Consider the following 24,994-nt stretch of genomic DNA (forward strand, 5'->3'; position numbering starts at 1 on the left):
GGGGTTAAAGACAGCGTGCCTTTCGGTCGTTGCGTGGTCGGGGGCCGGGGGCTGAGGTAGTCGGGATCGTGGTGCTGCCGGGCGGGGGTCGGTCCCCGTCCGGCAGCCGCATATGTGGGGAGCTCATGAGCGACATCGCGGATGGTTCGCTGGCCTATGAGGGGGTCAAGCGGATCGGGTGGGCCGAGCGGAGCATGCCCGTACTGCGGCAGATCCGGGAGCGGTTCGCCGAGGAACGGCCGCTGGAGGGGCTGAAGATCGCGGCGTGCATGCACGTCACGACCGAGACCGCCGGGCTCATCCGCACGCTTCAGGCCGGCGGGGCCAGTGTCGCGCTGGCGGCGTCCAACCCGCTGTCCACGCAGGACGACACCGCCGCGGCGCTCGTCCATGAGTACGGGGCCGAGGTCTTCGCGCGGGCGGGTACCGACCGCGAGGGGTATTACGCCCACATCCACCAGGCGCTGGAAACCGGGCCCGACCTCGTGCTGGACGACGGATGCGATCTCGTCAACACGCTCCACACCGACCGCACGGATCTGCTCGGCACGGTCAAAGCGGGATGTGAGCAGACGACGACCGGTGTCATCCGGCTGCACCAGATGGCGCGTGAGGGCGCGCTGAGGTTCCCCATGGTCGCGGTCAACGACACCGACACCAAGCACATGTTCGACAACCGGTACGGGACCGGCCAGTCCACGCTGGACGGGATCGTGCGCGCGACGAACACGCTGCTGGCCGGCAAGACGGTGGTCATCGCGGGCTTCGGGTACTGCGGGCGCGGCCTTGCCGAGAGGGCGCGCGGCCTGGGCTCGCGGGTGGTCGTCACTGAGATCGACCCCGTCAAGGCGCTGGACGCGGCGTTGCAGGGGTTCGCCGTCCGGCCCATGGCCGAGGCCGCCGTGGAGGGCGATGTCTTCATCACGGTCACGGGGAACCGTGATGTCGTGAACGGAGACCATCTCGCGGTGATGAAGGACGGGGCCATCCTCGCCAATTCCGGGCACTTCGATGTCGAGATCGATGTGCGGGCGCTCCACGACATGGCGGTCGAGGTGCATCACGGGATCCGCCCGCAGGCGGACGAGTACGTGCTCGCCGATGGCCGGCGTCTCATCCTGCTCGCGGAGGGCCGCCTGGTGAATCTGGCCGCCGCGGAGGGGCATCCGGCCGCCGTGATGGACATGTCGTTCGCCGACCAGGCGCTCACGTGCGCGTGGCTCGCGACGTCGCATTCGGTGCTGCCGCCGGCCGTCCACGACGTGCCGAAGGAGATCGACACGGAGGTGGCCCGCCTCAAGCTGGCGTCGATGTCCATCTCCATCGACCTGCTGACCCCGGACCAGGAGGACTACCTGCACTCCTGGCGCATCGGCTCCTGATGCCCGCCGGGACGTACCTGCATCTCGGCGAGGGGCTTGAGGAGCGTTTCCAGTGCGCGCCGGGGCCCGGCGGATGGCGGTACGTGAGCCGGCGCTCCGACGGCGTGCGCGTCGACCTGGTCGTGGACGCGCGGTGGCGGCAGATCCGTGTCGAGGTGGTGACGCCGCAGTGGTGGATCCGGGGAGGGCTGACGGGGCCCGAGGTCACCTGGGTGCGGGCGGCGGGGGAGACGGGCACCGAGCACGGTGAGCGCGCGGCCGGGTTCCTGGGCGACTCACCGGCGTTCCCGATCAGCATCGCCCGTTCGCTCGATCTGGCCGAGGGCGGGCAGGCCGACGTCCGCCTGGTGCATCTGACCGGCGTGTCCCTTTCCGCCCTGACGTCCATGTGGCGTTGGCGCCATACCGGAACGTCCATCTACGAGACGGAGACGGCGCCCCTGCCCGTCCACGAGTACGAGGTCACGGATCTGTCCACGGGTGAGGTGAGCGTGATCCATCTGGCCGGTGACGTTCTCTTGGCCGCGCCCGGCATCGAGCTGACCGACCTGGAGTCGCCCCCCAACGTCCTGCAATGAACCTGCGGGCTGAGACCTCTCAGCGACCCGGCGGATAGGGGGCCTGCTGCGGATGGGGGCCGGCCGGCGGACGGGGCGCGTTCAGGACCCCCTGGTAAGGCCCCGCGCCATAGTCGGCGGGCGGCAGGAACTGCGGCTGCCCCGGTGCGGGGCCGCTGAACGGCGGCGGTGCCGGCGGCCCCTGGCGGACGGGCCCGGCCACCGGCGGCCCCTGGCGGACGGGCCCGGCCACCGGCGGCCCGGCCATCGCCATCGCCGGAACCGGTGCCGGGGCGGGGCCCCAGGCGGGCAGTCCGAGGCGCCGCATCCGGCGGGCGCGGCGCTCGGCGAGCCGCGCCTCCTCGCGGTGCCGGCGCTCGGCGAGCACCGCCGACAGCAGGATCTCCGGCCGCACCCCCGGCGGCGGCGGAGGGCTGATCACGGCGACGACCTGCGAGGCGATCCGCTGCCCCAGCGAGTCGCGCACCTCGGGCAGCAGCTCCCAGAACCGCGACAGGTACTGCCGGGCCGTCATCGCCAGCTCGTCCGGCAGCATCGACAGCTCAAGCGTCCGCGCCCACCAGGCGAGCTGCGGCGGCATCACCGCGACCGGCCCGAACAGCACCGACGCCGGGACGCGTTCCTGGATCACGATCGTCCCGGCGAACAGGTCGCCGAGCCGCTTGCCGCGCCGGTTGCAGAAGGAGGTGATCAGCGCGGGCGAGCCGTAGAACGTCCAGAACTCGATCACCCCGGCGAGCGCCCGGACGAGCGCCTGCCGGAACCGGATCGGCCCGCCGTCGTCGCCGACGACGCGGAGCCCCACGGCCATCTTGCCCAGCGTCCGGCCGCGCAGCAGCGTCTCGAACAGGCACGGGTAGCCGACGAGGACGGCGACGGTGCCGAGCAGCGTCAGCCCGATCGTCCACGCCTCGTCCGCGACGAGCGACGTCATCGCCGTGATGTAGACGACGACGTAGAGGATCATCATCTGGAAGATCAGATCCAGCAGCATGGCGCAGCCGCGGCTGGCCAGCCGTGCGACCCGGATGTCGAGTGCGACGGCCTCGCCGGTGACGAGTTCGGCCATGTCCTGATCCTCCCATGCCGGAGCTGTGTCCATTTTGCCGGTCCGGTGAGCCGACACGTTAGTCTCGCCGGGTGGACGTCGACGCCTATGTGGCCGCGCACAACGCCGACTGGCTGCGCCTGGAGCAACTCGTCAACCGCGGCCGCAAGCTGACCGGTGCGGAAGCGGATGAGCTCGTCGAGCTCTACCAGCGGACGGCCACGCACCTGTCCGTCGTCCGGTCCAGTTCGCCCGATCCGCAACTGGTGGGCCGGCTGTCGTCGCTCGTGGCGCGCGGCAGGGCCGCGGTGGCGGGCGCCCACGCGCCGCTCTGGCGGGACGTCACCCGCTTCGCGACGGTGTCGTTCCCGGCGGCCGCGTACCGGATGAAGTGGTGGTGGCTGGGCAACGCCGTCCTCGGCAACCTGCTGGCGCTCGCGCTGGCGATCTGGGTCGTGCACAGCCCGGAGGTGCAGGCGAGCATCGGGGCGCCGGAAGAGATCCGCGAACTGGTCGAGCACGATTTCGCGAACTACTACACCGAGCATTCGGCCGCGTCGTTCGCGTTCCAGGTGTGGGTGAACAACGCGTGGGTGTCCGCGATCGCGCTGATCTTCGGGATCATGCTCGGCATCCCGACCGTGTACGTCCTGCTGATGAACCAGCTCAACCTCGGCCTGATCGGCGGCCTGATGTTCGCCTACGGCAAGGGCGACGTGTTCTTCGGGCTGATCCTGCCGCACGGCCTGCTGGAGCTCACCGCCGTATACCTCGCCTGCGCGGGCGGATTGAAGCTCGGCTGGACGATCGTGGACCCGGGCCCGCGCCGCCGCGGCCAGGCCCTCGCCGAGGAGGGACGCGCGGCCGTCAGCGTCGCGCTCGGCCTCATCGCGGTGCTGCTCGTGTCCGGGCTCATCGAGGGCTTCGTGACCGGCTGGGTGCACATCACCTGGCTGCGCATCGCGATCGGCGTGGTCGCCGAGGTCGCGTTCCTCAGCTACGTGATCGTCCTCGGCCGGCGCGCCACCCGCCGAGGCGAAACCGGCGACGCCGACCTGCGCCCCGACACCGCCCCGGTAGCGGGCTGACCCACGGTTCACAACCGCCCTGCGGCTTTGAGGGCCAGGTAGGCGTCGGCCAGGGCGGGTGCGATCTCGTCCGGCGGGGCGTCCACGACCTCGACGCCGTGGCCGCGCAGCTCCGCGGTGAGGCGGCGGCGCTCGGCGCGGGCGCGTTCGGCGGCGGCCGCGTCGTAGACGGCCGCGAGGTCGCCGCGGCCGGCCGCCATCTCGCCGACCCGCGGGTCCGACACGGCGGCGATCATGACGAGGTGCCGGGCGGTGAGCTGCGGCAGCAGCGGCAGCAGCCCCTCCTCGATCGCGGCCGTGTTCAGCTCGGTCAGCAGGACGACCAGGCACCGCTGCCGGACCCGCGCCATCAGCGTCGACACCATCCCGGCGGCGTCGCATTCCAGCAGCTCCGGCTCCAGCGGCGCCATGGCATGCACCATCGCGGGCAGCAGGTCCGTCCGGGACGTGCCCTCCACCCGGGCGCGGACGCGGCGGTCGTAGGCGAGCATGTCGACGCGGTCGCCGGCGCGGGACGCGAGGGCGCCGAGCAGCAGTGCCGCGTCCATCGAGCAGTCCAGCCGGGGGATGTCGCCGACCCGGCCGGCGGACGTGCGGCCGGTGTCGAGCACCAGGTAGATGCGCCGGTCCCGCTCGGGACGCCACGTCCGGACGACCACGTCGCCCCGGCGCGCGGTGGCCCGCCAGTCGATGGACCGGACGTCGTCGCCGTCCACGTACTCGCGCAGCGAGTCGAACTCGGTGCCCTGCCCGCGGATCAGCGCCACGTGCGCGCCGGTCAGCTCGCGCAGCCGGGCCAGCTTGGCGGGCAGGTGCCGGCGGGACGGGAACGCGGGCAGCGCGCGCACCGTCCAGGGCGCGGACCGGGACAGCTGCCGCGCGGCCAGCCCGAGCGGCCCGACGGACCGGACGGCGACGGTGACGGCCTTGCGGTCGCCGCGCCGGGTCGGCGTCAGCGTCATCTCGACGCGGCGGCGCTCCCCGGCGGGCACGTCCACCTTGACGGTGCGGGGCGCGGCGCCCGCGCTGGGCGGCCACACGTCCCGCAGGCGGGCCTTGAGCCGCCGCCGCCCGAGGTTCTCCACGATCAGCGCGACGTGCGCCGTCTCGCCCAGCCGCACGGTGGTGTCGCCCGCGCGGTGGAGGCGCAGCGCCCGCACGTTCCCGGCGAGGGCCAGGTCGGCGGCGACGCCGAGCAGCAGGGCGCCCCACACCGCGAGCAGCGCCCACCAGTTCGGCGCGAACAGCGGGACGAGCGCGCCGAGCAGGGCCAGCAGCCCCAGGCGTCCGGTCAGTGCCATCAGCGCGGGGCGGGGACGTGGGCGAGGATGCCCTCCAGCACACCGTCGGCGGTGGCGCCCTCCAGCTCCGCCTCGGGACGCAGCTGGACGCGGTGCCGCAGCGTCGGCCTGGCCAGCGCCTTCACGTCGTCCGGCGTGACGTAGTCGCGGCCCGACAGCCACGCCCACGCGCGGGACGTCGCCAGCAGGGCCGTCGCACCACGCGGTGACACGCCGAGCTGGAGCGACGGGGACTGCCGGGTCGTGCGGCACAGGTCCACGACGTAGGCGGCGACCTTGGGGTCGAGGTGGACGCTCCTCACCGCGGCCTGGCCCGCGGCCAGTTCGCTCGCACCCGCGACCGCCTTCACCTCGGACAGGTCACGCGGGTCGAACCCGGCGGCGTGCCGCTGAAGCATGGAGATCTCCTCGTCCCGCGTGGGGACGGGCACGGTCAGCTTGACGAGGAACCGGTCGAGCTGGGCTTCCGGCAGGGGATAGGTGCCCTCGTACTCGATCGGGTTCTGGGTCGCGCACACCACGAACGGGTTGGGCAAAGCGCGCGCGGCACCTTCCACCGAAACCTGGCGCTCCTCCATGGCCTCCAGAAGGGATGCCTGCGTCTTCGGCGGGGTCCGGTTGATCTCGTCCGCCAGCAGGAGGTTGGTGAAGACGGGACCCTCGCGGAACTCGAACTCCGCCGTCCGGTTGTCGTACACCAGCGACCCGGTCACGTCACCGGGCATCAGGTCGGGGGTGAACTGGACGCGCTTGAAATCCAGGTCGAGGGCCCGCGACAGCGTCTTGATGAGCAGCGTCTTGGCGGTGCCGGGGACGCCTTCCAGCAGCACATGGCCGCGGCACAGCAACGCGATGACCAGACCGGTCACCACGGAGTCCTGACCGACGACCGTCTTGGCGACCTCACCGCGCAGCGCCGTCAGCGCCGCGCGGGCCGTCTCCGCCTGCCGCCGGGCATCCTCGGGCAGCGTCCCGGAGCCGGTGCCGCCGGACACGTCGTCCTTCCCGAGCTCTACAGGGTGGTTCAAGACTGGCGTACCTGCCTTTCCAGGTCGTCGAGGACGTCCGTGAGGGCGATGAGCCCGGCGTCGTCCAAGGGTTCAGGACCGTACAGGGCCGCTCCGACGTACGTCTCGTCGTAGGCCGTGCGGCGGGCGACCGCGGTGACGATCTCCTGCGCGGCGGAGGGATCCTGCGCGCTGCTGCGGGGCAGGCCGAGGAGCGGGACGAGCCGTTCGCGGGCGCCGGAGCGCAGCGCGTCCGAGGCGCGGTCACGGGCACGTCCGGCCCGGTACAGGCGGGCGCGGCCCTCGACCGTCTCGGCGGACCGGACGACGACGGGCAGCGCCTCCGCCACGACCGGGCCGAGGCGGCGCGCCCGCCACAGCGCCACCAGCACGACCGCGACCAGAAGTTCCAGGAAGAAGAGCTTGACGCCGAACGGCAGCAGGTCACCGAGCGACCGCTGCCCGGCGCCCGAGCCGGACTTCGGCAGATCCGGGACGAGCCACACCACCGACGAGCCCGTGCCGGCCAGGTTCATCGCGAGGGCCGCGTTGCCCTCCTCGGCGAGACGCCGGTTCGTCAGCGGCGCGGCCGATCCCAGCACCGTGACCGTATGCGTACCGGTCTGCACCTGGACGACCCTGGCATCGCCGTACTCGGTCTTGTAGCAGACGATCCCGGGGCCGGTGACCTTGTACGTCTCCGACTCGTGGAACGCGACCCTCCCCGCGAGCGACGCGACCGGCAGCGCACAGCCCGGGTCGGCGGTCTCCCCGTAGCCCGGGCCGCTCGGGCGCACCTGCGGCGCGAGATCGTTCAGCGCGTACGACGTCGGCTGGACGAGCAGGAGGTCCCCCGGCGCGCGGCTCAGCAGCGCCAGGTCGCGCTCGGTGAGCCGCTCGGTGCGCGTCACCACCGTGGTCGTTCCGGGGCCGGCCGCGGCGGCGGCGTCGGCGGCGTTCCGCGCCACGGTCACCCGCGTGCCGTGCTGCCGCAGGATCTCCGCCAGCGCCCGGCTGCCGTCCCGCTTCGCCGACGCGGGGTCGAGCGCCTCCGGCGACGTCGCCGGGCGCAGCGCCGCCAGGATCACCGCGACCACGACCATCGCGAGGATCACCGCGACCACGCCGCGCGCCGACCGCCAGCGGCGGCCCGCGACCTGCCGCGCGGACGGCTCCGCCGGTCCGCTCCGCCCGGTCCCGGGCGGGGCCTGCGTCACCATCGCGGGCCCCCTTCCTCGCCGGTCCCGGCGAGGGTGAGGTCATCGGCCTCCAGCGGCTTCGGCCGCGCCGCCCGCAGCCGCTCGTCCAGCTCCCTCATCCGCGCGTATCCCTCCGCGGTGCCCGGACGGTCGCCGTACCAGACGTCGTCGAAGATCCGCACGCCCGCGTGCAGTTCGCCGGCCAGCTCCGGCACGGCCTCGCCCGCCTCCGCGGCCAGCTCGTCGGCCGTCCGCCCGGGACGCGCCGAAAGGACCGCCCGTTCCTCCAGGTCACGCGCGATCGCGCGGAGCCGCTCCCGGATGGCCTCGGCCCACTGCCCGGCCTCCGCGTGCCGCTCCGCGGCGTCCCGGTGATCGAGCGCCGTGGACGGCTCGCCGGCCAGCAGCGGGTCCTTGCGGGAGCGCGGGTTGCGCCGCCCCCACATCAGCCACACGACCAGCCCGACGGCGACGAGCGCGACCACCACGATGATCGCGATGGACGTCCAGCCGCCGCCGCTGCCCTGCGACTCGGGGGCCGGGGCCTGGTTGAACAGGTCCCGCAGCCACTCGGAGAAGTCGTCCCAGACGCGCTCCAGCCAGGACGGCCTGTCGCGCTGGTAGACCTGCTTCTCCAGTTCGCGGCGGGCCATCTCGCGGGCCTCGTCGCGGCCGATCGGATCGAGGATCATCGCTGTGCTCCCGCCCCCGCTCCCGTCTCCGGGCGCGCCGGTTCGAGGCCGGTGCGCCACAGGGAGACGAACCCCTCCCCGTCGTCGCGCGCGCCGGCGGTGACGGCCGCCGCCGACCGCCCTCTGGTGCGCAGGTCGAGGTCGAAGCCCTCACGGCGCATCCGCCGGTCCATGTAGAGCAGGGCGATCACGCCCGCGTCGAACGGCAGCACCACCGACCAGCTCACGATCCGCCCGAGCGTGTCGACCGCGAGCGCGCCCATCGTCGCTCCGTCGCCGGACGAGTCGCCGAAGAAGATCAGCTGGACGAACAGGAACGGGATGCGCAGCGCGAAGAAACCCATGAACACGGTCACCAGCAACGCCAGCAGAAGCGTCCCGCACGTCCTGAACCATCGCCCCTTGGACAGGGTGACCGCCCGGCGGAGCGCGCCCGCGACCGTCCGCCGCTCCAGCACGACCAATGGGACGGCCTGGACGAACAGGATGTACAGCCACACCATCAGGCCGATCCCGAGCGGGAAGCCCACGAGCCCGGCGAGCACCCCGAACGCCGGATGCGCGCCGACGGCGATCAGCGTGAAGAACGGCAGGATCGGCAGCACCAGCGCGCCCAGCGAGATGCCCATGACGGCCGCGGCGGTGACGGCGAGCCGCCCGAGCCTCGGCCGGGCGTCCCGCCACGCCTGCCGCGGCGCGATCGGCAGGCCCACCAGTTCCCGGCCCAGGATGGGCGCCACCAGTCCCGACATCAGCAGGATCCCGTACGCCGACAGCACCAGCCCCAGCACCGTCAGCGTGGCCTGCGCGCCGAACGACTCCATCAGCACGGCGGGGGTGACCTCGTCGCGGGCGATGTCGCCGACGAAGAAATAGGCGGCGACCGAACTCGTCACCTGGATGACCGTGCTGATGGCCACCGACAGGCCCAGCGTGGTGCGCGGCCGTCGCCGGATCCCGGCGATCGCGCCGTCCAGCATCTCCGAGACGGACATGGGACGGAACGGGACGTCCCGCACCACATCGGTGGCGTCGGCATCGTCGTCCCAGCCGTCCGGTCCCGGCATTCTCGGCTCCCTGCGGTGTTCCCTGCCATCTCTGGGCGATCCATGGGCGGGGGCTGCGGTGCGTCCGGCCGATCCCCCTCCGGGCCCCGTCACGATCACCGGTCAGGTCATCCTGTCACGGGCGTGATGTCAACCTTGCGCCGGTTTCGGGAGTCATCTCTACGATTTCGAGCGGTCCACCCGATGACGATCCCGAGCCGCCCACCCGATACGGGGGAGCCATGTACGACGCAAACGCAGGTAACCTTGCACGCCAAGGTATATCTCTCCCTGGCAAGGTGGCACAGGAGCATAGCGCCCCACTCCACCGAACCCTGACTTTGTGACGATGAGGGCCATGAGAGGACGTGTACTGGTCGTCGACGACGATCTCGCGCTCGCCGAAATGCTCGGCATCGTGCTGAGGGGCGAGGGCTTCGAGCCTTCGTTCGTCCACGACGGCGACAAGGCGCTGGAGGCGTTCCGGGAGACCCGGCCCGACCTCGTACTGCTCGACCTGATGCTGCCCGGGGCCGACGGCATCGACGTGTGCCGCCAGATCCGCGCCGAGTCCGGCGTGCCGATCGTCATGCTGACGGCCAAGAGCGACACCGTGGACGTCGTCCTCGGCCTGGAGTCGGGCGCCGACGACTACATCGTCAAGCCGTTCAAGCCCAAGGAACTGGTGGCGCGGGTCCGGGCCCGGCTGCGCCGCACCGACGAGCCCGCGCCCGAGACCCTCCAGATCGGCGACATCACCATCGACGTCGCCGGCCACTCGGTGAAGCGGGGCGACCGGCACATCCCGCTGACACCGCTGGAGTTCGACCTGCTCGTCGCGCTCGCCCGCAAGCCCCGCCAGGTGTTCACCCGCGAGGTGCTGCTCGAACAGGTGTGGGGTTACCGGCACGCCGCCGACACCCGCCTGGTCAACGTGCACGTCCAGCGGCTCCGCGCCAAGATCGAGAAGGACCCCGAGCGGCCCGAGATCGTCGTCACCGTGCGCGGTGTCGGCTACAAGGCCGGCCCGGCCTGACCCCCGTCACCCGCCCCGTCACAGCACCCCACCCCCGTGACACGCCGATGACCGTCCAGCACCCGTCAGGACCCGTACGCCGCCTCGCGGACCCCTCATGAGAACCGGCATGAGGGGACCGAAGCGGTTCGCCCGGCGTGGCCTGGGCGCGGTACGGCGCGTCCTGCGGGGGGCCGTGGGCGCCGTCTACCTGCGCTGGCGCCGGTCGATCCAGCTCCGTGTCGTCACGTCCACGCTGTTCATTTCGGCGATCGTGGTGGCGATCCTGGGCGCGTTCCTGATGCAGCAGGTGTCGTCCGCGCTCATGGACGGCAAGGTCAAGGCGGCCCGTCTCCAACTGGACGACGGCCTGGCGCAGGTCCAGCGCGATCTGGGCAATTCCACCGGGGACGGCAGCAGGCTCAACTCGACCATCGACCGCTTGAAGTCGCGCAGCGGCCCGTCCGGGCTGTACGAGGTCTACATCCGCGACACCACCGAGCAGTACTTCGACGGATACACGACCAATGAGCTGCGGCAGGAGAGCGTCCCCAAGCGGCTCCGGCAGGAACTGAAGAACGCCCCTGCCGGTTCCCGTGCCTACACCTACGGCAAGCTCTCCTACATCGGAGGCAGGCCGGACGAACGCGGCCTCATCGTCGGCGGCAGGACCGGCCAGTTCGAGCTGTACTACCTGTTCCCGCTGACACAGGAACAGCAGACCCTCACCAACGTGAGCCGCTCCCTAGCCGGAGTGGGCATCGTCCTGGTGCTGCTCTTGGCGGCGATCGCCTCGCTGGTGACCCGGCAGGTCGTCATACCGGTGCGGCTCGCCGCGCAGGGCGCGCAGAGACTCGCCGCCGGGCGCCTGGAAGAACGCATGAGGGTCCGCGGCGAGGACGACCTGGCGCGCCTCGCCCGCTCCTTCAACGACATGGCCGCGAACCTCCAGGAGAAGATCGGCGAACTGGAGGACCTGTCCCAGGTCCAGCGCCAGTTCGTCTCCGACGTCTCGCACGAGCTGCGCACGCCCCTGACCACCATCAGGATCGCCGCGGACATGCTCTACGAGTACCGCGACACCTTCGACGACCCCGCCGTCGGGCGCTCCGCCGAGCTGCTGCAGAGCCAGCTGGAGCGGTTCGAGTCCCTGCTCGCCGACCTCCTGGAGATCAGCCGGCACGACGCCGGCGCGGCCACCCTGGACGCGGAGTCCCTCGACATGCGCGACCTCGTCCTGCGCGTCGTCGGCGACATCCAGGGCCTCTCCGAACGCAAGGGCAGCAAGGTCGTCCTGCAGCTGCCCGGCGAACCGTGCATGGCCGAGGTCGACCGCCGCCGGGTCGAACGCATCCTGCGCAACCTCCTCGTCAACGCCGTCGAGCACGGCGAGGGCGAGGACATCATCATCTCCGTCGCCGCCGACCGCGACGCCGTCGCCGTCGCCGTCCGCGACCACGGCGTCGGCCTCAAACCCGGGGAGGGGCAGATGGTCTTCGACCGCTTCTGGCGCGCCGACCCCGCCCGCGCCCGCACCACCGGCGGCACCGGGCTCGGCCTGTCGATCTCCCGTGAGGACGCGCAGCTCCACGGCGGCTGGCTGCAGGCTTGGGGCGAGCCCGGCGCGGGCTCCCAGTTCCGCCTGTCGCTGCCCCGCGTCGCCGGCGCCGAACTCCGGGGCTCCCCGCTGCCGCTCGTCCCGCCCGGCGCCGGTGACGCGCGCCCCCTGTTCGCGGAACTGGAGGCCGGCGAATGAGCGCGTGCGCGGGGACCAGGCGGTTCACGAGGCTCCTCGCGCTGGCCGCCCTCGTCTTCGGCGCCGCCGGCTGCGCGAACGTGCCGAGCGGCGGGCAGGTCCTCAGCGGCAGACCCGCCGAACGCGCCGAACGCGTCGACGACCCGTACGTCCGGCTCATCCCGGTCAAACCGCGGCCCGGCTGGGGGCCCGCCGAGATCGTCTCGGGGTTCCTCGCCGCGTCCGCCAGCTTCGACGACGGGCACAAGGTCGCCAAGATGTACCTGGGCGGCCAGACGTCCTGGAACCCCGGCCTGCGGCCGTCGGTGACCGTCCTCGCGAGCCGGGTCACCGACCCGCACGTGGTCAAGGCGACGGCGGACCAGGCCACGGTCCGGATCACCGGCGAGGAACTCGGCACGATCACCGCCGACGGCCAGTACACCGCGTCTCCGCGGGAACTCGACGCCACCTTCCAGCTCGCCAAGACCCCGCAGGGCGTCTGGCGCATCACCGGCCTGCCCGGCGACGAGAAGTCCGGGCTCCTGCTCACCAAGGACGACGTCGAGCGCGCCATGCGCACCGTCAACCTGTTCTTCTTCGCACCCGACCGGCACACCCTCGTCCCGAACGGCATCTTCCTCCCGGTCGCGAACCGGGAGGCGCTGCCGACCCAGCTCGTCCAGGCCCTGCTCGCCGGCCCCACGTCCTGGCTGGCCGGCGCCGTCGACAGCGCGTTCCCCAAGGGCACCCGGCTGCGCCGCAGCGTCCAGATCGACAAGGACGTCGCGATCGTCGACCTCAGCAAGGAGGCCCGCGGCGGCGACATCGACCGCATGTCCGCCCAGCTCAGCTGGACGATGCGGCAGCTCTCCGAGATCAAGCAGTGGCGGCTGCGCATCGACGGGGAGACCGTCGCCCCCGACGACATGGACGCCACCCAGTTCGTGTCCGCGTGGGACGGGAACTCGCCCGACGGCCAGATGCCGGACGACGGCGTGCACCAGAGCGCCTACGTCGTGGGCCCGTCCGGCTTCCTCGGCAACCTGCAGGACGACCGCGCCCAGCCCGTGGTGACCGGCCTCGCCGGGCGCCTCTCCCGCCCCGCCGTCGCTCCCGGCTACGAGGAGGTCGCCGGCCTCAGCGCCGACGCCTCGCAGGTCCTGCTCGCCGCCCCCGTCACCGGGGCGCCCACCCTGCACGTCCTGCTGACCGCGCACAAGGGCGCCCGCTTCACGGCCCCGTCCTGGAGCCACGACGGCACCCTGTGGGTCGTGGAGAGCAGGAAGGACGCGTCGTGGCTGTGGGTGCGCCGCCCCGGCAAGGCCCCCGTCCGCGCCGCCCACTGGGGCCTCGGCGGCCGCGAGGTGCTGGCCTTCCGCGTCGCCCGCGACGGCGTCCGCGCCGCCGTCATCGCCCGTGTCGACGACCGCCCCCAGGTGCAGCTCGGCCGCATCGTCCGCGGCCCGGGCGACTCCCTGGACGTCGGCTCCTTCCTGCCGGTGAGCTCCGAACTCCAGGACGCCGTCGATCTCGCCTGGCGCGACTACGGCACCCTCGCCGTCCTCGGCCGCGCCAAACGCGACTCGCAGACCCTGCCGTTCCTGATGCCGATCAGCGGCAGCGCCATCACGTCCCTGGGCGTCGGCTCCCTCGGCGAACCCCGCACCATCGCCGCCGCACCGGGCGCCCCGATCCTCATCGGCACCCGCTCGTCCGGCAGGGACCAGATCTGCCGCCAGCGCTCCCCGAGCAACTCCTACAGCCCCTGGATCTGCCCCACCCCGGGCAAGGACCCCGGCTATCCCCGCTGACCCCGGACGACGCCGTTGTCCACAGTCGTGGGAGCGCGGGACGGGGCGGAGGACGGCGCGGCATCGTCGGGTGCGTGCGACTCTTCGACGACCTGATCGAGCTGCTTCTGCCTCAGCGGTGCGCCGGGTGCGGGCGGGAGCCGGTCCTGCTGTGCGACACCTGCGCGAGGCCGCTGCGCGCGGCTGCACGGCCCGCCAGGCCCGCGCCGTCCGGTCTCCCGCCCCCGTGGACGGTCGCCGCCTACGAGGGCGCCCTCCGCGTGATCCTGGCCGCCTACAAGGAACGTGGCCGGACGGCGCTCGCCGTTCCCCTGGGCGAGGCCATGGCAACGGCGATCCGTGCCGCCCTCGCGGCCGTCCCCGACCCGCCCGCCGGTGCGTCGTCCGGCGGTGCGGTGATCGTGTGGGTGCCGTCGGGGCGGCGGGCCGTACGGCGGCGCGGGCATGATCCGCTGCGCGGCGTGGTGGCGGCGGCGGTCCGGCGGTTGCGCGCGGACGGCGTCGCGGTGAGCGCGGTGGACGCGCTGCGGCAGCGCGGCCGGGTGGCCGATCAGGCCGGCCTCACGGCGGTGCAGCGCGCCGCCAACCTGCGGGGCGCCGTCGAGGCGCGGGCCGGGGTCGCCGGCCTCCGGGTCGTGCTGGTGGACGACGTGGTCACGACGGGGGCGTCGCTGGCCGAGGCGGTGCGGGCGCTGCGCACCGCGGGCGCCGAGGTCACCGGCACGGCGACCGTCGCGGCGACGCCCCGCCGCCGCCCCCGGTGAGTCCGGCCCCGCAGCGAAGTCGGGCAACGGTGACTTTCTTCACTTTTCTTCGCCGAGCCGATGATTGGCTACGGCGTGTAGTCAATTGATCTCCGGCGAGCCGGAACCCGAGGGCGTCCGGGGGCATTCGAGTCACAACGCGTCATGGAGGAGGTAGAGATTATCCAAAACTCACCGGAGGGCCAGTCCCATCTGACCAGCGCGGGCACTGGCGGCGGGATCGCCGGTGACGTCGCGGTTCGCGGGGCGTGGCGGGGCGCTCGGGGGCGGCCGGAGGCCCCGCTGCGGCAGTCGCCGATGACGGTCCGTGAGGTTTTCCTCAGCCCACCCTCCTGACATTCGTGGCGTAAGGGGTTAGCGTTCCTGACATGGCACCCGCCCGGGTCCGTGGTTGCGTCGGATCGCAGTGCTCGTCAGGAGCACGGCAGACGATCCGGCTAGCCGATGCCAGGCGCAGGCGAAACGGCCCACGTAAGGCGACTTCTCGTCGACCGATCACGGTGCGCCTTAGAGGTAAGTCCTGCCTCATCGGGGGATCCGACATCCCCCGAACCGAGAGAAGGGCAGTAGTGGCGAGAGCGCCGCGAGCCCCTCAGCAGGCGGATGTGGGGACGAAGACCAGGTCGGCCGGGCGGGTGCGACCCACCGTCCTGTGGTGCCCGTCCGGGACCGGTAGGGGTCCCGGGTCGGGCGATGAGCACAACCGGGAGAAGGGGGGCCCACATGAACATCACCGTGAGGGGTCGGCACACCGAGGTCAACGACAGATTCCGCCGGCACGTCGACAGCAAACTGGCCAGGATCGAACGGCTCAACCAGAAGGTCATCCGCGTGGATGTGGAGGTGTCCGAGGAACGTAACCCCCGGCTGGCCGACCAGCGCGAGCGGGTGGAGCTGACGATCCGCTCCCGGGGCCCGGTGATCCGGGCCGAGGCCGCCGCCGACGACCGCTACGGCGCCCTCGACATGGCCCTGGACAAGCTGGAGTCACGGCTGCGCCGCGACGCCGAACGGCGCAAGGGCCACGGTCTGAAGAACCACGGCAAGAACCAGAGCAAGGGCCGTCCCAAGCTCGCGACGATGGAAACGCTCCCCGAGGCACTCCCCGAACCCGCCCCCGAACCCGTGAAGACCGCCCCGGAGCCCGCCGAGGACGAGGTCGCGACGGTCATCTCCCCGGACGAGAGCCTCGTACCGATCCCCATGGACGGCGACGGACCCCTCGTCGTCCGCGAGAAATTCCACAAGGCCGAGCCCATGGGCATCGAGCAGGCCCTTTTCGAGATGGAACTCGTCGGTCACGACTTCTTCCTGTATCGGGACAAGGTCACTGGGCACCCCTCGGTCGTATACCGGAGAAGAGGCTGGGACTACGGAGTCATCAGGCTTGTCGAGGAGTGAGCCGTCCAACCGGTTCGGGTCTCTGGAGGAGGGCCGGTGATGCGATGGGAGCGTCACGTCATCGTCCGAACCATGTCATGATCTGAAAAGGCGTATCAGCCGATCCGCGGACGCGGCGCGTCCCGGGAACCTTCCCGGGGCGCGCGGCGGTTGAACCGGAGACACCCCGGTCCGAAATCCTCCGGGTTCGTCCCCGGACCCCGTAAGTTCCCGAGGACGAACCGTTGGACGACAACCCTCCGGTAGGTCCAGATCGCTGAATAGTGAAGGGGGGAAGCGGCGTCTCCTCCACGCCGCGACTCTGGTGAGCGAGAATCCCGAGCCTCGCGACGCCGCGGCGGTACCCCGCCAGAGCGGCGCCGGCGCCGCCCCCGCCGGCGGGGGGACGCCGCGCCCGGCCGACGCGGCCGACCCCATCCGCGTGCTCATCGTCGACGACCATGCGCTGTTCCGCAGGGGGCTGGAGATGGTCCTCCAAGGCGAGGACGACATCGAGGTCATCGGCGAGGGCGGTGACGGGCACGAGGCCGTCGAGATGGCCGGCGACCTGCTGCCCGACGTCGTCCTCCTGGACATCCGGATGCCGCGCCGCAGCGGCATCGAGGCCTGCACCGCCATCAAGGACGCCGCGCCCAGCGCGAAGATCGTCATGCTGACCATCAGCGACGAGGAGGAGGATCTCTTCGAGGCGATCAAGGCCGGGGCCAGCGGATACCTGCTCAAGGAGATCTCCATCGACGAGGTCCCGCAGGCGGTCCGCGCGGTGCACGGCGGCCAGTCGCTGATCAGCCCGTCGATGGCGTCCAAGCTCATCACCGAGTTCGCCGCGCTGGCCAAGCGCAGCGAGGAGCGGACGCAGCAGGTCCCGGCGCCGCGCCTCACCGAACGCGAGATGGAGGTGCTGCGGCTCGTCGCCCGCGGCCTCGGCAACCGGGAGATCGCCCGCGAGCTGTTCATCTCCGAGAACACGGTGAAGAACCACGTCCGCAACATCCTGGAGAAGCTCCAGCTTCACTCCCGCATGGAGGCCGTCGTCTACGCCGTCCGCGAGAAGCTCCTAGAGATCACCTGACCCTCCGGGCCGCCGGCCGCGACCGGCAATCCGGTTTTGTCGGTGTCGTGCTCTAGCATCGCGGACGTGAGCGAAGCAGCACCTGGTACAGGCGGATCCGGCGTCGTGGAACTCGGCGCGGACGAGGCACGGCGGCTCCAGTTGCGTGCTCAGGGCTTCCTGGGCGCGCGGCCGAAGGGCGGCGTCACGGCGATGCTGGAACGGCTCGGCGCCGTCCAGCTCGACACGATCTCGGTGCTGGCCAGGTCCCACGAGCTGGTGCCCTACGCGCGCCTGGGCCCGGTCGGACGCCGTGCCATCGAGGCCGCCTACTGGGGCGACGCCTCCCAGGCCGCGGCCAAGCCCGGGTCATCCCGGCGCGGCCCCGCCGGGGGAGGGGCCGGCGCGCCGGGACCCGAGGGGAACGGGGCGGGCGGGCCTCGGCCCGGCGCCGGGTACGGGGCCTTCGAGTACTGGGCGCACGCGGCGTCGGTGATCCCCATGGCCGACTGGCCGTTGTTCGCGTTCCGGCGGCGTGCGTACCTGCGGCGCGGCTGGCGCTGGCACAAGGTGCCGGAGGGCGTCTGCGACCTGGTCCGCGCCCGGCTGAAGGCGGACGGCCCGCTCACCACGAAGGAACTCGGCGGTGCCAAGGCGAGCGCCGAGTGGTGGGACTGGAGCGACCACAAGATCGGCATCGAGTGGCTGCTGGACACCGGGGAGGTCGTCTGCGTCGAGCGGGCCGGCTGGCGCCGCGTGTACGACCTCGCCGAACGCGCCGTCCCGCCCGGCCTCCTCGCGCGGGACCCGGACGACGACGCCTGCCTGACGGCGCTCATGGCGCGGGCCGGGCGCGCCCTGGGCGTGGCGACCCGCGGTGACCTGGCCGACTACTACCGGGTCAGGCAGGACCAGGTCGACCGCGTGATCGAGGCGACCGGGCTCGTCCCCGTCAGGGTCGCCGGATGGTCCCAGCGCGCCTGGGCCGATCCCGAAGCGCTGTCCGCCTCGCCCAGGGGCAGGCACGCCACGACCCTGCTGTCGCCGTTCGACTCCCTCGTCTGGGACCGAGCCCGCGCCTCCCGCGTGTTCGGCTTCGAGCACCGGCTGGAGGCGTACGTCCCCAAGGCCAAACGCGTCCACGGGTACTTCGTGATGCCGCTCCTCGCCGGGGGCCGTCTCATCGGACGGGTCGACCCGGCCCGCGAAGGGCGCACGCTCATCGCCCGCCAGGTCTCCCTGGAGCCCTGGGCCACCCGCACGGCGGCCCGGACGGAATCCTCGGCGGCGGCCCTCGCCACCGCCCTCTGGCGCGCCGCGGCCTGGGTCGGCTGCGACGACGTCCGCATAGAACGCAGCGCCCTGCCGGCCGACCTGCTCAAGGCCGCCCTGAACACCGCGACCCCGTCCTGAACGGTGCCGTCCCGGCGGGCCGGGCGCCGGGGGAACGCACGCGGATCCCCCTTCCCCAAGCGCGAAGGCCACATGAGCGAAGGCCGGCCCGGTGGGTGCGGGCCGGCCTTGCGATGGGGGATGGATCAGCCGTGGGGGGTCTGCTGGGTGTCGGTCGAGATGGGGACGTCGATGACCTCGCCCTGCTCGCCGCCGCGGCGCTTGGCAGAGCGCGAGCCGAACAGGGAGTAGTCGACGATCTCGGGGATCACGCGGGGCGCGTCCACGACGACGTCGGAGAACAGGTGGACCATCCAGCTGATGAGCAATCCGGCGACGACGATCCCGACGCCGGCCCAGAGCATGACCCACGCGGGGCCGAGGCAGAGTGCGACGCCGCCGACGACGAAGCCGACGAAGATGATGCCGACCGCGATCCACGAACTCGGCCGGCCGGCGTGCGAACCCCCTGAAGACCCTTCGGACATTACGCCTCCCCTCCTGTGAAGGTGTGAGGGATCCTCTCCGGGGCCCTGAAAATCAAACGGGGCGCGCTGTGGATTGCGCTGCGGAGTGACCTAGACCATTCTGGGTCTCGCCTACGATGGCATCGTACGTGTGGTGTGCATGCCGCCCTGAGCGGTGAACCACGATCTGCAAGGAGCCTTCGAGAGTGCCGCCAGTCATCGACAAGATCCTTCGTGCGGGCGAGGGAAAGACCCTGCGCAAGCTCAAGAAGCTCGCGGATCAGGTCAACTCGATCGAGGAAGACTTCCTCGAGATGAGCGACGCCGAGTTGCGCGAGCTGACCGACAAGTACCGGGAACGCATCGCCGACGGCGAGTCCCTGGACGATCTGCTGCCCGAGGCGTTCGCGACCGCGCGCGAGGCCGCCAAGCGCGTCCTCGGCCAGCGCCACTACGACGTCCAGGTGATGGGCGGCGCCGCGCTGCACCTGGGGAACATCGCCGAGATGAAGACCGGTGAGGGCAAGACCCTCACCTGTGTGCTCCCCGCCTACCTGAACGCGCTGTCCGGCGACGGCGTCCACGTGGTCACGGTCAACGACTACCTGGCCAAGCGCGACGCCGAGTGGATGGGACGCGTCCACCAGTTCCTCGGTCTCGAGGTCGGCGTCATCCTTCCGCAGATGACCCCGGACGAGCGTCGCGCGGCCTACAGCTGCGACATCACCTACGGGACGAACAACGAGTTCGGGTTCGACTACCTGCGCGACAACATGGCGTGGAGCCTGGAGGAGTGCGTCCAGCGCGGCCACAACTTCGCGATCGTGGACGAGGTCGACTCGATCCTCATCGACGAGGCCCGGACCCCGCTGATCATCTCCGGTCCGGCCGAGCAGAACTCCAAGTGGTACTCGGAGTTCGCCAAGATCGTCCCGCGGCTGAAGCGCGCCGAGCTGGTCAGCACCGCGGGCCAGGTGGACGAGTACGGCCCCGGCGACTACGAGGTGAACGAGAAGAAGCGCACGGTCGGGGTCACCGAGTCGGGCGTCGAGAAGGTCGAGGACTGGCTCGGCATCGACAACCTCTACGACTCGGTGAACACGCCGCTGGTGAGCTTCCTGAACAACGCGCTGAAGGCCAAGGAGCTGTACAAGCGCGACAAGGACTACGTCGTCATGAACGGCGAGGTCCTGATCGTGGACGAGTTCACCGGCCGTATCCTCCACGGCCGCCGCTACAACGAGGGCATGCACCAGGCCATCGAGGCCAAAGAGGGCGTGGCCATCAAGGACGAGAACCAGACGCTCGCCACGATCACCCTGCAGAACTACTTCCGCCTCTACGGCAAGCTGTCCGGCATGACGGGCACCGCCGAGACCGAGGCGGCGGAGTTCAACAAGACCTACAAGATCGGTGTCGTGCCGATCCCGACGAACAAGCCGATGGTCCGCAAGGACGTGGCGGACGTCGTCTACAAGACCGAGCAGGCCAAGTTCGAGGCCGTCGTCGACGACATCGCCGAGCGGCACGAGAAGGGCCAGCCGGTCCTGGTCGGCACGACGTCGGTGGAGAAGTCCGAGAAGCTGAGCAAGATGCTCAAGCGGCGCGGCATTCCCCACCAGGTGCTGAACGCCAAGCAGCACGAGCAGGAGTCGGCGATCGTCGCGGAGGCGGGCCGCAAGGGCGCGGTCACCGTGGCCACCAACATGGCCGGTCGCGGTACCGACATCATGCTCGGCGGCAACCCCGACTTCCGCGCCGACCTGGAGCTGCACCAGCGCGGGCTGTCGCCGCTGGAGACGCCCGAGGAGTACGAGGCGGGCTGGCCGGAGGCGCTGGAGAAGGCCAAGGACGCCGTGAAGGGCGAGCACGAGGAGGTCGTCGAGGTCGGCGGCCTGTACGTCCTCGCGACGGAGCGGCACGAGTCGCGGCGCATCGACAACCAGCTGCGCGGACGGTCCGGCCGGCAGGGCGACCCGGGCGAGTCCCGGTTCTACCTGTCGCTGGAGGACGACCTGATGCGGCTGTTCAACTCGGCCCGCGTCGAGTCGATCATGACGCGGCTGAACATCCCGGACGACGTGCCGATCGAGTCCAAGATCGTCACGAACGCGATCAAGTCGGCGCAGAGCCAGGTCGAGCAGCAGAACTTCGAGATGCGCAAGAACGTCTTGAAGTACGACGAGGTCCTGAACCGGCAGCGCAAGGTCATCTACGCCGAGCGCCGCAAGGTGCTGGAGGGCGAGGACCTCCACGAGCAGGTCCGCCGCATGATCGACGAGGTCGTCGCGGGCTACGTCGCGGGCGCCACCGCCGAGGGCTTCGCCGAGGACTGGGACCTCGACAAGCTGTGGAAGGCGTTCAAGCAGCTCTACCCGATCTCGATCTCGGTGGACGAGCTGGTCGAGGAGGTCGGCGGCGACATCTCCGGCCTGGACGCCGAGACCCTCGCCGAGAAGATCCGCGGCGACGCCGAGGCGGCCTACGACAAGCGCGAGGAGGAGCTCGGCGCGGAGGTCATGCGCGAGCTGGAGCGCCGCGTCGTCCTGTCGGTGCTGGACCGCAAGTGGCGCGAGCACCTCTACGAGATGGACTACCTCCAGGAGGGCATCGGCCTGCGGGCCATGGCGCAGCGCGACCCGCTGGTCGAGTACCAGCGCGAGGGCTACGACATGTTCAACGCGATGCTGGACGGCATCAAGGAGGAGTCGGTCGGCTACCTGTTCAACCTTGAGGTCGAGGTCGAGGAGCAGCCGGAGGCCCCGACCGTCGGCGCCGCGCCCGTCTCGGTCGCCAAGTCGGCGCCCGCGGGCGCCGTGGCGGACACGGAGGAGGAGGGCGCCGTCGCCGTCGATGAGGTCGAGGAGGCCGAGGAGGTCCCCGCGATCAAGGCGAAGGGCCTGGAGAAGCCGTCCCGCCCGAAGAAGCTGGAGTACTCGGCCCCGACCGTCGACGGTGAGGGCGGCGTCGAGCACCACAGCGAGGAGACCGAGGACGAGTACGCGGGCGTGAACCGCAACGACCCGTGCCCGTGCGGGTCGGGCAAGAAGTTCAAGCGCTGCCACGGCGACCCGCGCACCAAGGGCAAGTAGCGCGGCGGGAACGAGCGGCGTCGCGCGAAGCGGCCTCCCGGACGCCCGGGAGGCCGCTTGCTCATGTCGGGGCATGTCAGGGCGCGGTCGTCTCCAGGGCCGTGCAGCGCCACCGCCCCCGCATGTGCTCAAGGCGCAGCGCCAGCGCGTGGACGCGTCCGGCCACGACCACCACGGCGACGGCCTCCGCCACCGCCGGCGCCGGCCGCTGCACCCTGCCGGACAGCACCTTCGGCGGGACGACCCGCCTTCCGCGCGCCGCGTCCCCACGCGCGCCCACCGCGCGGCACACCGCCGGGACGGCCACGAGCGACAGCTGATGCGCCGGCCGCGTCCCCGCCAGCACCTCCACGATGAGCCGCACGGCCGTGTCGGCGACGGCGCGGACCTCCGCGTCCACCCCGTCCGCGGGACGCACGACCCGCAGCCCGGGCCCCCGCACCGGCACCGCCGCGGGCCGGAGCGCGAGGGCTCCCCGGGTGGCGGGCGGGCGGTACCGGATGATCCGAATTCCCGACTTGACCGGACGACGCCCCATGCCGAACCTCCTGACTCGTTTAAGAACAGGAGTCACAGGCCCCGCGGAAAATACGTCCTGACCGCTTCCGGCCTCCCCGGTACCGCCGGGTCCCCCGGGAGGCATGGGAAAGGCGGCGGGCGCGTGGAGGCGCCCGCCGCCTTTCCCGGAGCGAGTCCCCGGCCCGGGAGGGTCAGCCGGCGGCCGGGGAGTCCTGCGGTTCCGCGGTGCCCTTGCGGCGCTTCTTCTTCGCGCCGCCGGCGAGTTCCGGGGCGGCGCCCGGGTCGGCGGCGGTCGACTCCTCGTCCTCGGGTTCCCGGCCGGGGGTCGCGAAGTTGAACCTCGTGATCAGGAATCTGAAGATGAAGTAGTACAGGAAGAAGTACAGGACGCCCATGCCGAGGATCAGCCACAGTCCCTCGGTGTTGTCCTTGCGGGCGTTCAGCAGCAGGTCGATCAGGCCGGCGGAGAAGCCGAACCCGAGCTGGGCGCCGGCGGCCTCCAGGATCGCCATCGAGATGCCGGTCAGGACGACGTGCACGGCGTACAGGACGGGCGCGACGAACATGAACGCGAACTCGATCGGCTCGGTGACGCCGGTGACGAACGCGGTGAGCGCGGCGGAGATCATGATGCCGCCGACCGCGGGCCGCCGGTGCTTGGGCGCGGCGTGCCAGATCGCCAGCGCGGCGCCGGGCAGGCCGAACATCAGCACGGGGAAGAATCCGGCGAGGAAGCCGCCCGCGTTGGGGTCGCCGGCCAGGTAGCGGTTGATCTCGCCGTGGACGACGCCGTCGGAGGTGTTGTAGTCGCCGAACACGAACCAGATGAGCGAGTTCGGGATGTGGTGCAGGCCGAAGGGCAGCAGCAGCCGGTTGATGACGCCGTAGACGCCGGCGCCGGCGGCGCCCGCCCCGGTGATCCACTCGCCGAAGTCGGTGAGCCAGTTGCCGAGGACGGGCCAGATGAAGCCGATCAGGATGCCGAGTGCCAGGCCGGCGACGGCGGTGATGATCGGGACGAAGCGGCGCCCGCCGAAGAACGCCAGCCAGGTCGGCAGCTTGATCCGGTAGTACCGCTGGTACAGCAGCGCGGCGATGACGCCCATCAGGATGCCGCCGAGCACGTCCGTCGGGTTCTTGGCGCCCCAGTCGATGACCTGCGCCTGCGCCCCGTCCGTCACCTTGGTGATCAGGACGTTGCCCTTGAGTTCTTCGGTGTGCGAGAACATGATCTTGGAGACCCGGTCGAAGACCAGATAGCCGACCACGGCGGCGAGCGCGGTGGAGCCGTCGGACTTCTTGGCGAAGCCGATCGCCACGCCGACGGCGAAGAGCAGGGGCAGGGCGGCGAACAGCGCGTTGCCGGCCTCGCCGACGATCTCGGCGACCCGGTCCCAGCCGAGACCGTCGGCGCCGAGCATGTCGGCCTGGCCGAAGCGCAGCAGCAGCGCGGCGGCGGGCAGCACGGCGATCGGCAGCATGAGGCTGCGGCCGATCCGCTGCAGCACCGCGAGGGCGCTCGACCCTCGGCGCGGTGCGGAGTCCACGGTTGTCGCAGTCATCGCGAGGTTCCTCCTTCAGGGGGGTTCAGGAGTGCGGCGGGGGGCTCCCGAGGGCCGTGTGGATCTGGTAGCGGTCCGCCCTGTAGGTCGACACGCCCAGCTCGGCGCACACACCTCCGGTGTACGAGCGGCGTTGCAGGAGCAGCACGGCACTGCCCCGGGCGATCTGCAGGTGCCTGGCGTCGGTGGCGTCGGCCAGGCTGGCGTCGATGGTCTGGTCGCCCGCGTCGAAGACCAGCCCGTACACCGCTTCGAGGACCCCGTACAGGGAGCGGTCCGCGAGCCGGCGGTCGAGCAGGTCGGGTGCGAGGGACGCCAGGATGTGCGCGCGCTCCACGGCCATGGGCTCCCCGTCGGCGGTGCGCAGGCGTTCGATGATGTGGATCTCGGTGCCGGGCTCGACGGCGAAGATGCGGGCGAGCCGCGCGTCGGCCGGGACCGTCCGGCGGTCGAGATCGATCGCGCCCGGCCGCAGCCCCCGGGCCAGCATGTCCTCGGTGAACGAGACGAGCCGCAGCGGCATCTCGATCTTGGGGCGGGCGACGAACGTGCCCTTGCCCGGGACGCGGTAGAGCCGCCCCTCGGAGACGAGCTGGTCGACGCCCTGCCGGACGGTCATGCGGGACAGCCCGTACTGGACGCACAGCTCGCGCTCCGACGGGATCGGGGCGTCGACGGGCAGTTCCGCGCTCTCGATGAGGTCGAGGAGGATCGCGCGGAGCTGGAAGTACTTCGGTACGGGACTGTGCGGATCGATGGTGGTCACGGAGTGTCCTCGATGGCCGGGGCCGGATCGACGAGTGGGGACGGGTTTCGACTGGTTTCGACGGAGAAGTGGACT

Annotated in this window: 21 protein-coding genes; 11 read left to right on the forward strand and 10 right to left on the reverse strand. The window is 71.6% G+C overall.

All coding sequences use genetic code 11. The annotated features are described in order from the left end of the window. Nucleotides 1–125 precede the first annotated feature (125 nt). The gene (gene ahcY / locus AF1_RS24055) at nucleotides 126–1,382 is read left to right on the forward strand and encodes an adenosylhomocysteinase (protein ID WP_067803624.1); all 1,257 of its coding nucleotides are present in this window, start codon (nucleotides 126–128) and stop codon (nucleotides 1,380–1,382) included. After that, nucleotides 1,382–1,960 (forward strand): hypothetical protein, encoded by a 579-nt coding sequence (locus tag AF1_RS24060; protein ID WP_067803626.1) that lies wholly within the window; start codon nucleotides 1,382–1,384, stop codon nucleotides 1,958–1,960. Before ahcY ends, AF1_RS24060 begins: the two co-directional genes overlap by 1 nt. Before the next feature lie 19 nt (nucleotides 1,961–1,979). On the opposite strand, the gene AF1_RS24065 is transcribed toward AF1_RS24060, so the two are convergent. Then, on the reverse strand, nucleotides 1,980–3,029 hold the full coding sequence (locus tag AF1_RS24065) for an RDD family protein (RefSeq protein ID WP_067803629.1): 1,050 nt from the start codon (nucleotides 3,027–3,029) through the stop codon (nucleotides 1,980–1,982). Nucleotides 3,030–3,100: 71 nt separating this feature from the next. Between AF1_RS24065 and AF1_RS24070 the strand changes: the two genes are divergently transcribed. Then, on the forward strand, nucleotides 3,101–4,096 hold the full coding sequence (locus AF1_RS24070; RefSeq protein WP_067803632.1) for a stage II sporulation protein M: 996 nt from the start codon (nucleotides 3,101–3,103) through the stop codon (nucleotides 4,094–4,096). A gap of 8 nt (nucleotides 4,097–4,104) precedes the next feature. Here the strand turns inward: AF1_RS24070 and AF1_RS24075 are convergent, their stop codons facing one another. From AF1_RS24075 to AF1_RS24095, 5 genes are read right to left on the reverse strand one after another with little or no spacing between them, the layout of a single operon-like run. Then, the gene (locus AF1_RS24075; RefSeq protein ID WP_067803636.1) at nucleotides 4,105–5,397 is read right to left on the reverse strand and encodes a DUF58 domain-containing protein; all 1,293 of its coding nucleotides are present in this window, start codon (nucleotides 5,395–5,397) and stop codon (nucleotides 4,105–4,107) included. Continuing rightward, a complete protein-coding gene (locus tag AF1_RS24080) occupies nucleotides 5,397–6,365 on the reverse strand; it encodes an AAA family ATPase (protein ID WP_242608621.1) in 969 nt (322 codons plus the stop codon). The genes AF1_RS24075 and AF1_RS24080 overlap by 1 nt, the downstream gene beginning before the upstream one ends. A 56-nt stretch (nucleotides 6,366–6,421) precedes the next feature. Next, complete coding sequence (locus tag AF1_RS24085) at nucleotides 6,422–7,624, reverse strand: DUF4350 domain-containing protein (protein WP_067803641.1); 1,203 nt, start codon at nucleotides 7,622–7,624, stop codon at nucleotides 6,422–6,424. Further along, a complete protein-coding gene (locus AF1_RS24090) occupies nucleotides 7,618–8,295 on the reverse strand; it encodes a DUF4129 domain-containing protein (RefSeq protein ID WP_067803644.1) in 678 nt (225 codons plus the stop codon). Before AF1_RS24090 ends, AF1_RS24085 begins: the two co-directional genes overlap by 7 nt. Beyond that, entirely contained in the window at nucleotides 8,292–9,362 is a 1,071-nt protein-coding gene (locus AF1_RS24095; RefSeq protein ID WP_067803647.1) for a hypothetical protein, read from the reverse strand. Before AF1_RS24095 ends, AF1_RS24090 begins: the two co-directional genes overlap by 4 nt. A gap of 337 nt (nucleotides 9,363–9,699) precedes the next feature. Here AF1_RS24095 and mtrA point away from each other — a divergent pair, with 337 nt between their 5' ends. From mtrA to AF1_RS24130, 7 genes are all read left to right on the forward strand, one after another. After that, complete coding sequence (mtrA, locus tag AF1_RS24100) at nucleotides 9,700–10,377, forward strand: MtrAB system response regulator MtrA (protein WP_021598338.1); 678 nt, start codon at nucleotides 9,700–9,702, stop codon at nucleotides 10,375–10,377. A 109-nt stretch (nucleotides 10,378–10,486) separates the two neighbouring features. Further along, the gene (gene mtrB, locus AF1_RS24105) at nucleotides 10,487–12,112 is read left to right on the forward strand and encodes an MtrAB system histidine kinase MtrB (protein WP_067803650.1); all 1,626 of its coding nucleotides are present in this window, start codon (nucleotides 10,487–10,489) and stop codon (nucleotides 12,110–12,112) included. Continuing rightward, nucleotides 12,109–13,905, forward strand: a complete 1,797-nt coding sequence (locus AF1_RS24110; RefSeq protein WP_084263277.1) for an LpqB family beta-propeller domain-containing protein — start codon at nucleotides 12,109–12,111, stop codon at nucleotides 13,903–13,905. The genes mtrB and AF1_RS24110 overlap by 4 nt, the downstream gene beginning before the upstream one ends. Nucleotides 13,906–13,979: 74 nt before the next feature. Further along, complete coding sequence (locus AF1_RS24115) at nucleotides 13,980–14,669, forward strand: ComF family protein (protein WP_131732386.1); 690 nt, start codon at nucleotides 13,980–13,982, stop codon at nucleotides 14,667–14,669. Between the two features lie 723 nt (nucleotides 14,670–15,392). Then, on the forward strand, nucleotides 15,393–16,070 hold the full coding sequence (gene hpf, locus AF1_RS24120; RefSeq protein WP_067803653.1) for a ribosome hibernation-promoting factor, HPF/YfiA family: 678 nt from the start codon (nucleotides 15,393–15,395) through the stop codon (nucleotides 16,068–16,070). Nucleotides 16,071–16,374: 304 nt separating this feature from the next. After that, entirely contained in the window at nucleotides 16,375–17,142 is a 768-nt protein-coding gene (locus AF1_RS24125; RefSeq protein ID WP_067803655.1) for a response regulator, read from the forward strand. A 66-nt stretch (nucleotides 17,143–17,208) separates the two neighbouring features. Then, complete coding sequence (locus AF1_RS24130) at nucleotides 17,209–18,534, forward strand: winged helix-turn-helix domain-containing protein (protein WP_067803658.1); 1,326 nt, start codon at nucleotides 17,209–17,211, stop codon at nucleotides 18,532–18,534. A gap of 125 nt (nucleotides 18,535–18,659) precedes the next feature. Here AF1_RS24130 and AF1_RS24135 read toward each other — a convergent pair whose 3' ends face one another. Beyond that, nucleotides 18,660–19,001: an HGxxPAAW family protein gene (locus AF1_RS24135; RefSeq protein ID WP_067803661.1), complete on the reverse strand. Its 342-nt coding sequence runs from the start codon at nucleotides 18,999–19,001 to the stop codon at nucleotides 18,660–18,662. Nucleotides 19,002–19,186: 185 nt separating this feature from the next. Here AF1_RS24135 and secA point away from each other — a divergent pair, with 185 nt between their 5' ends. Then, nucleotides 19,187–22,072 (forward strand): preprotein translocase subunit SecA, encoded by a 2,886-nt coding sequence (gene secA, locus AF1_RS24140; RefSeq protein WP_067803664.1) that lies wholly within the window; start codon nucleotides 19,187–19,189, stop codon nucleotides 22,070–22,072. A 76-nt stretch (nucleotides 22,073–22,148) separates the two neighbouring features. On the opposite strand, the gene AF1_RS34755 is transcribed toward secA, so the two are convergent. The 3 genes from AF1_RS34755 to AF1_RS24155 form a co-directional block, all read right to left on the reverse strand. Further along, the gene (locus AF1_RS34755; RefSeq protein ID WP_067803668.1) at nucleotides 22,149–22,610 is read right to left on the reverse strand and encodes an Rv3235 family protein; all 462 of its coding nucleotides are present in this window, start codon (nucleotides 22,608–22,610) and stop codon (nucleotides 22,149–22,151) included. 172 nt (nucleotides 22,611–22,782) lie between these two features. Then, entirely contained in the window at nucleotides 22,783–24,153 is a 1,371-nt protein-coding gene (locus AF1_RS24150) for a PTS transporter subunit EIIC (RefSeq protein WP_067803672.1), read from the reverse strand. 25 nt (nucleotides 24,154–24,178) lie between these two features. After that, a complete protein-coding gene (locus AF1_RS24155) occupies nucleotides 24,179–24,919 on the reverse strand; it encodes a GntR family transcriptional regulator (RefSeq protein ID WP_067803675.1) in 741 nt (246 codons plus the stop codon). Nucleotides 24,920–24,994: the final 75 nt, after the last annotated feature.

Source organism: Actinomadura formosensis NBRC 14204 (genome assembly GCF_001552155.1).
Lineage (GTDB): Bacteria > Actinomycetota > Actinomycetes > Streptosporangiales > Streptosporangiaceae > Spirillospora > Spirillospora formosensis.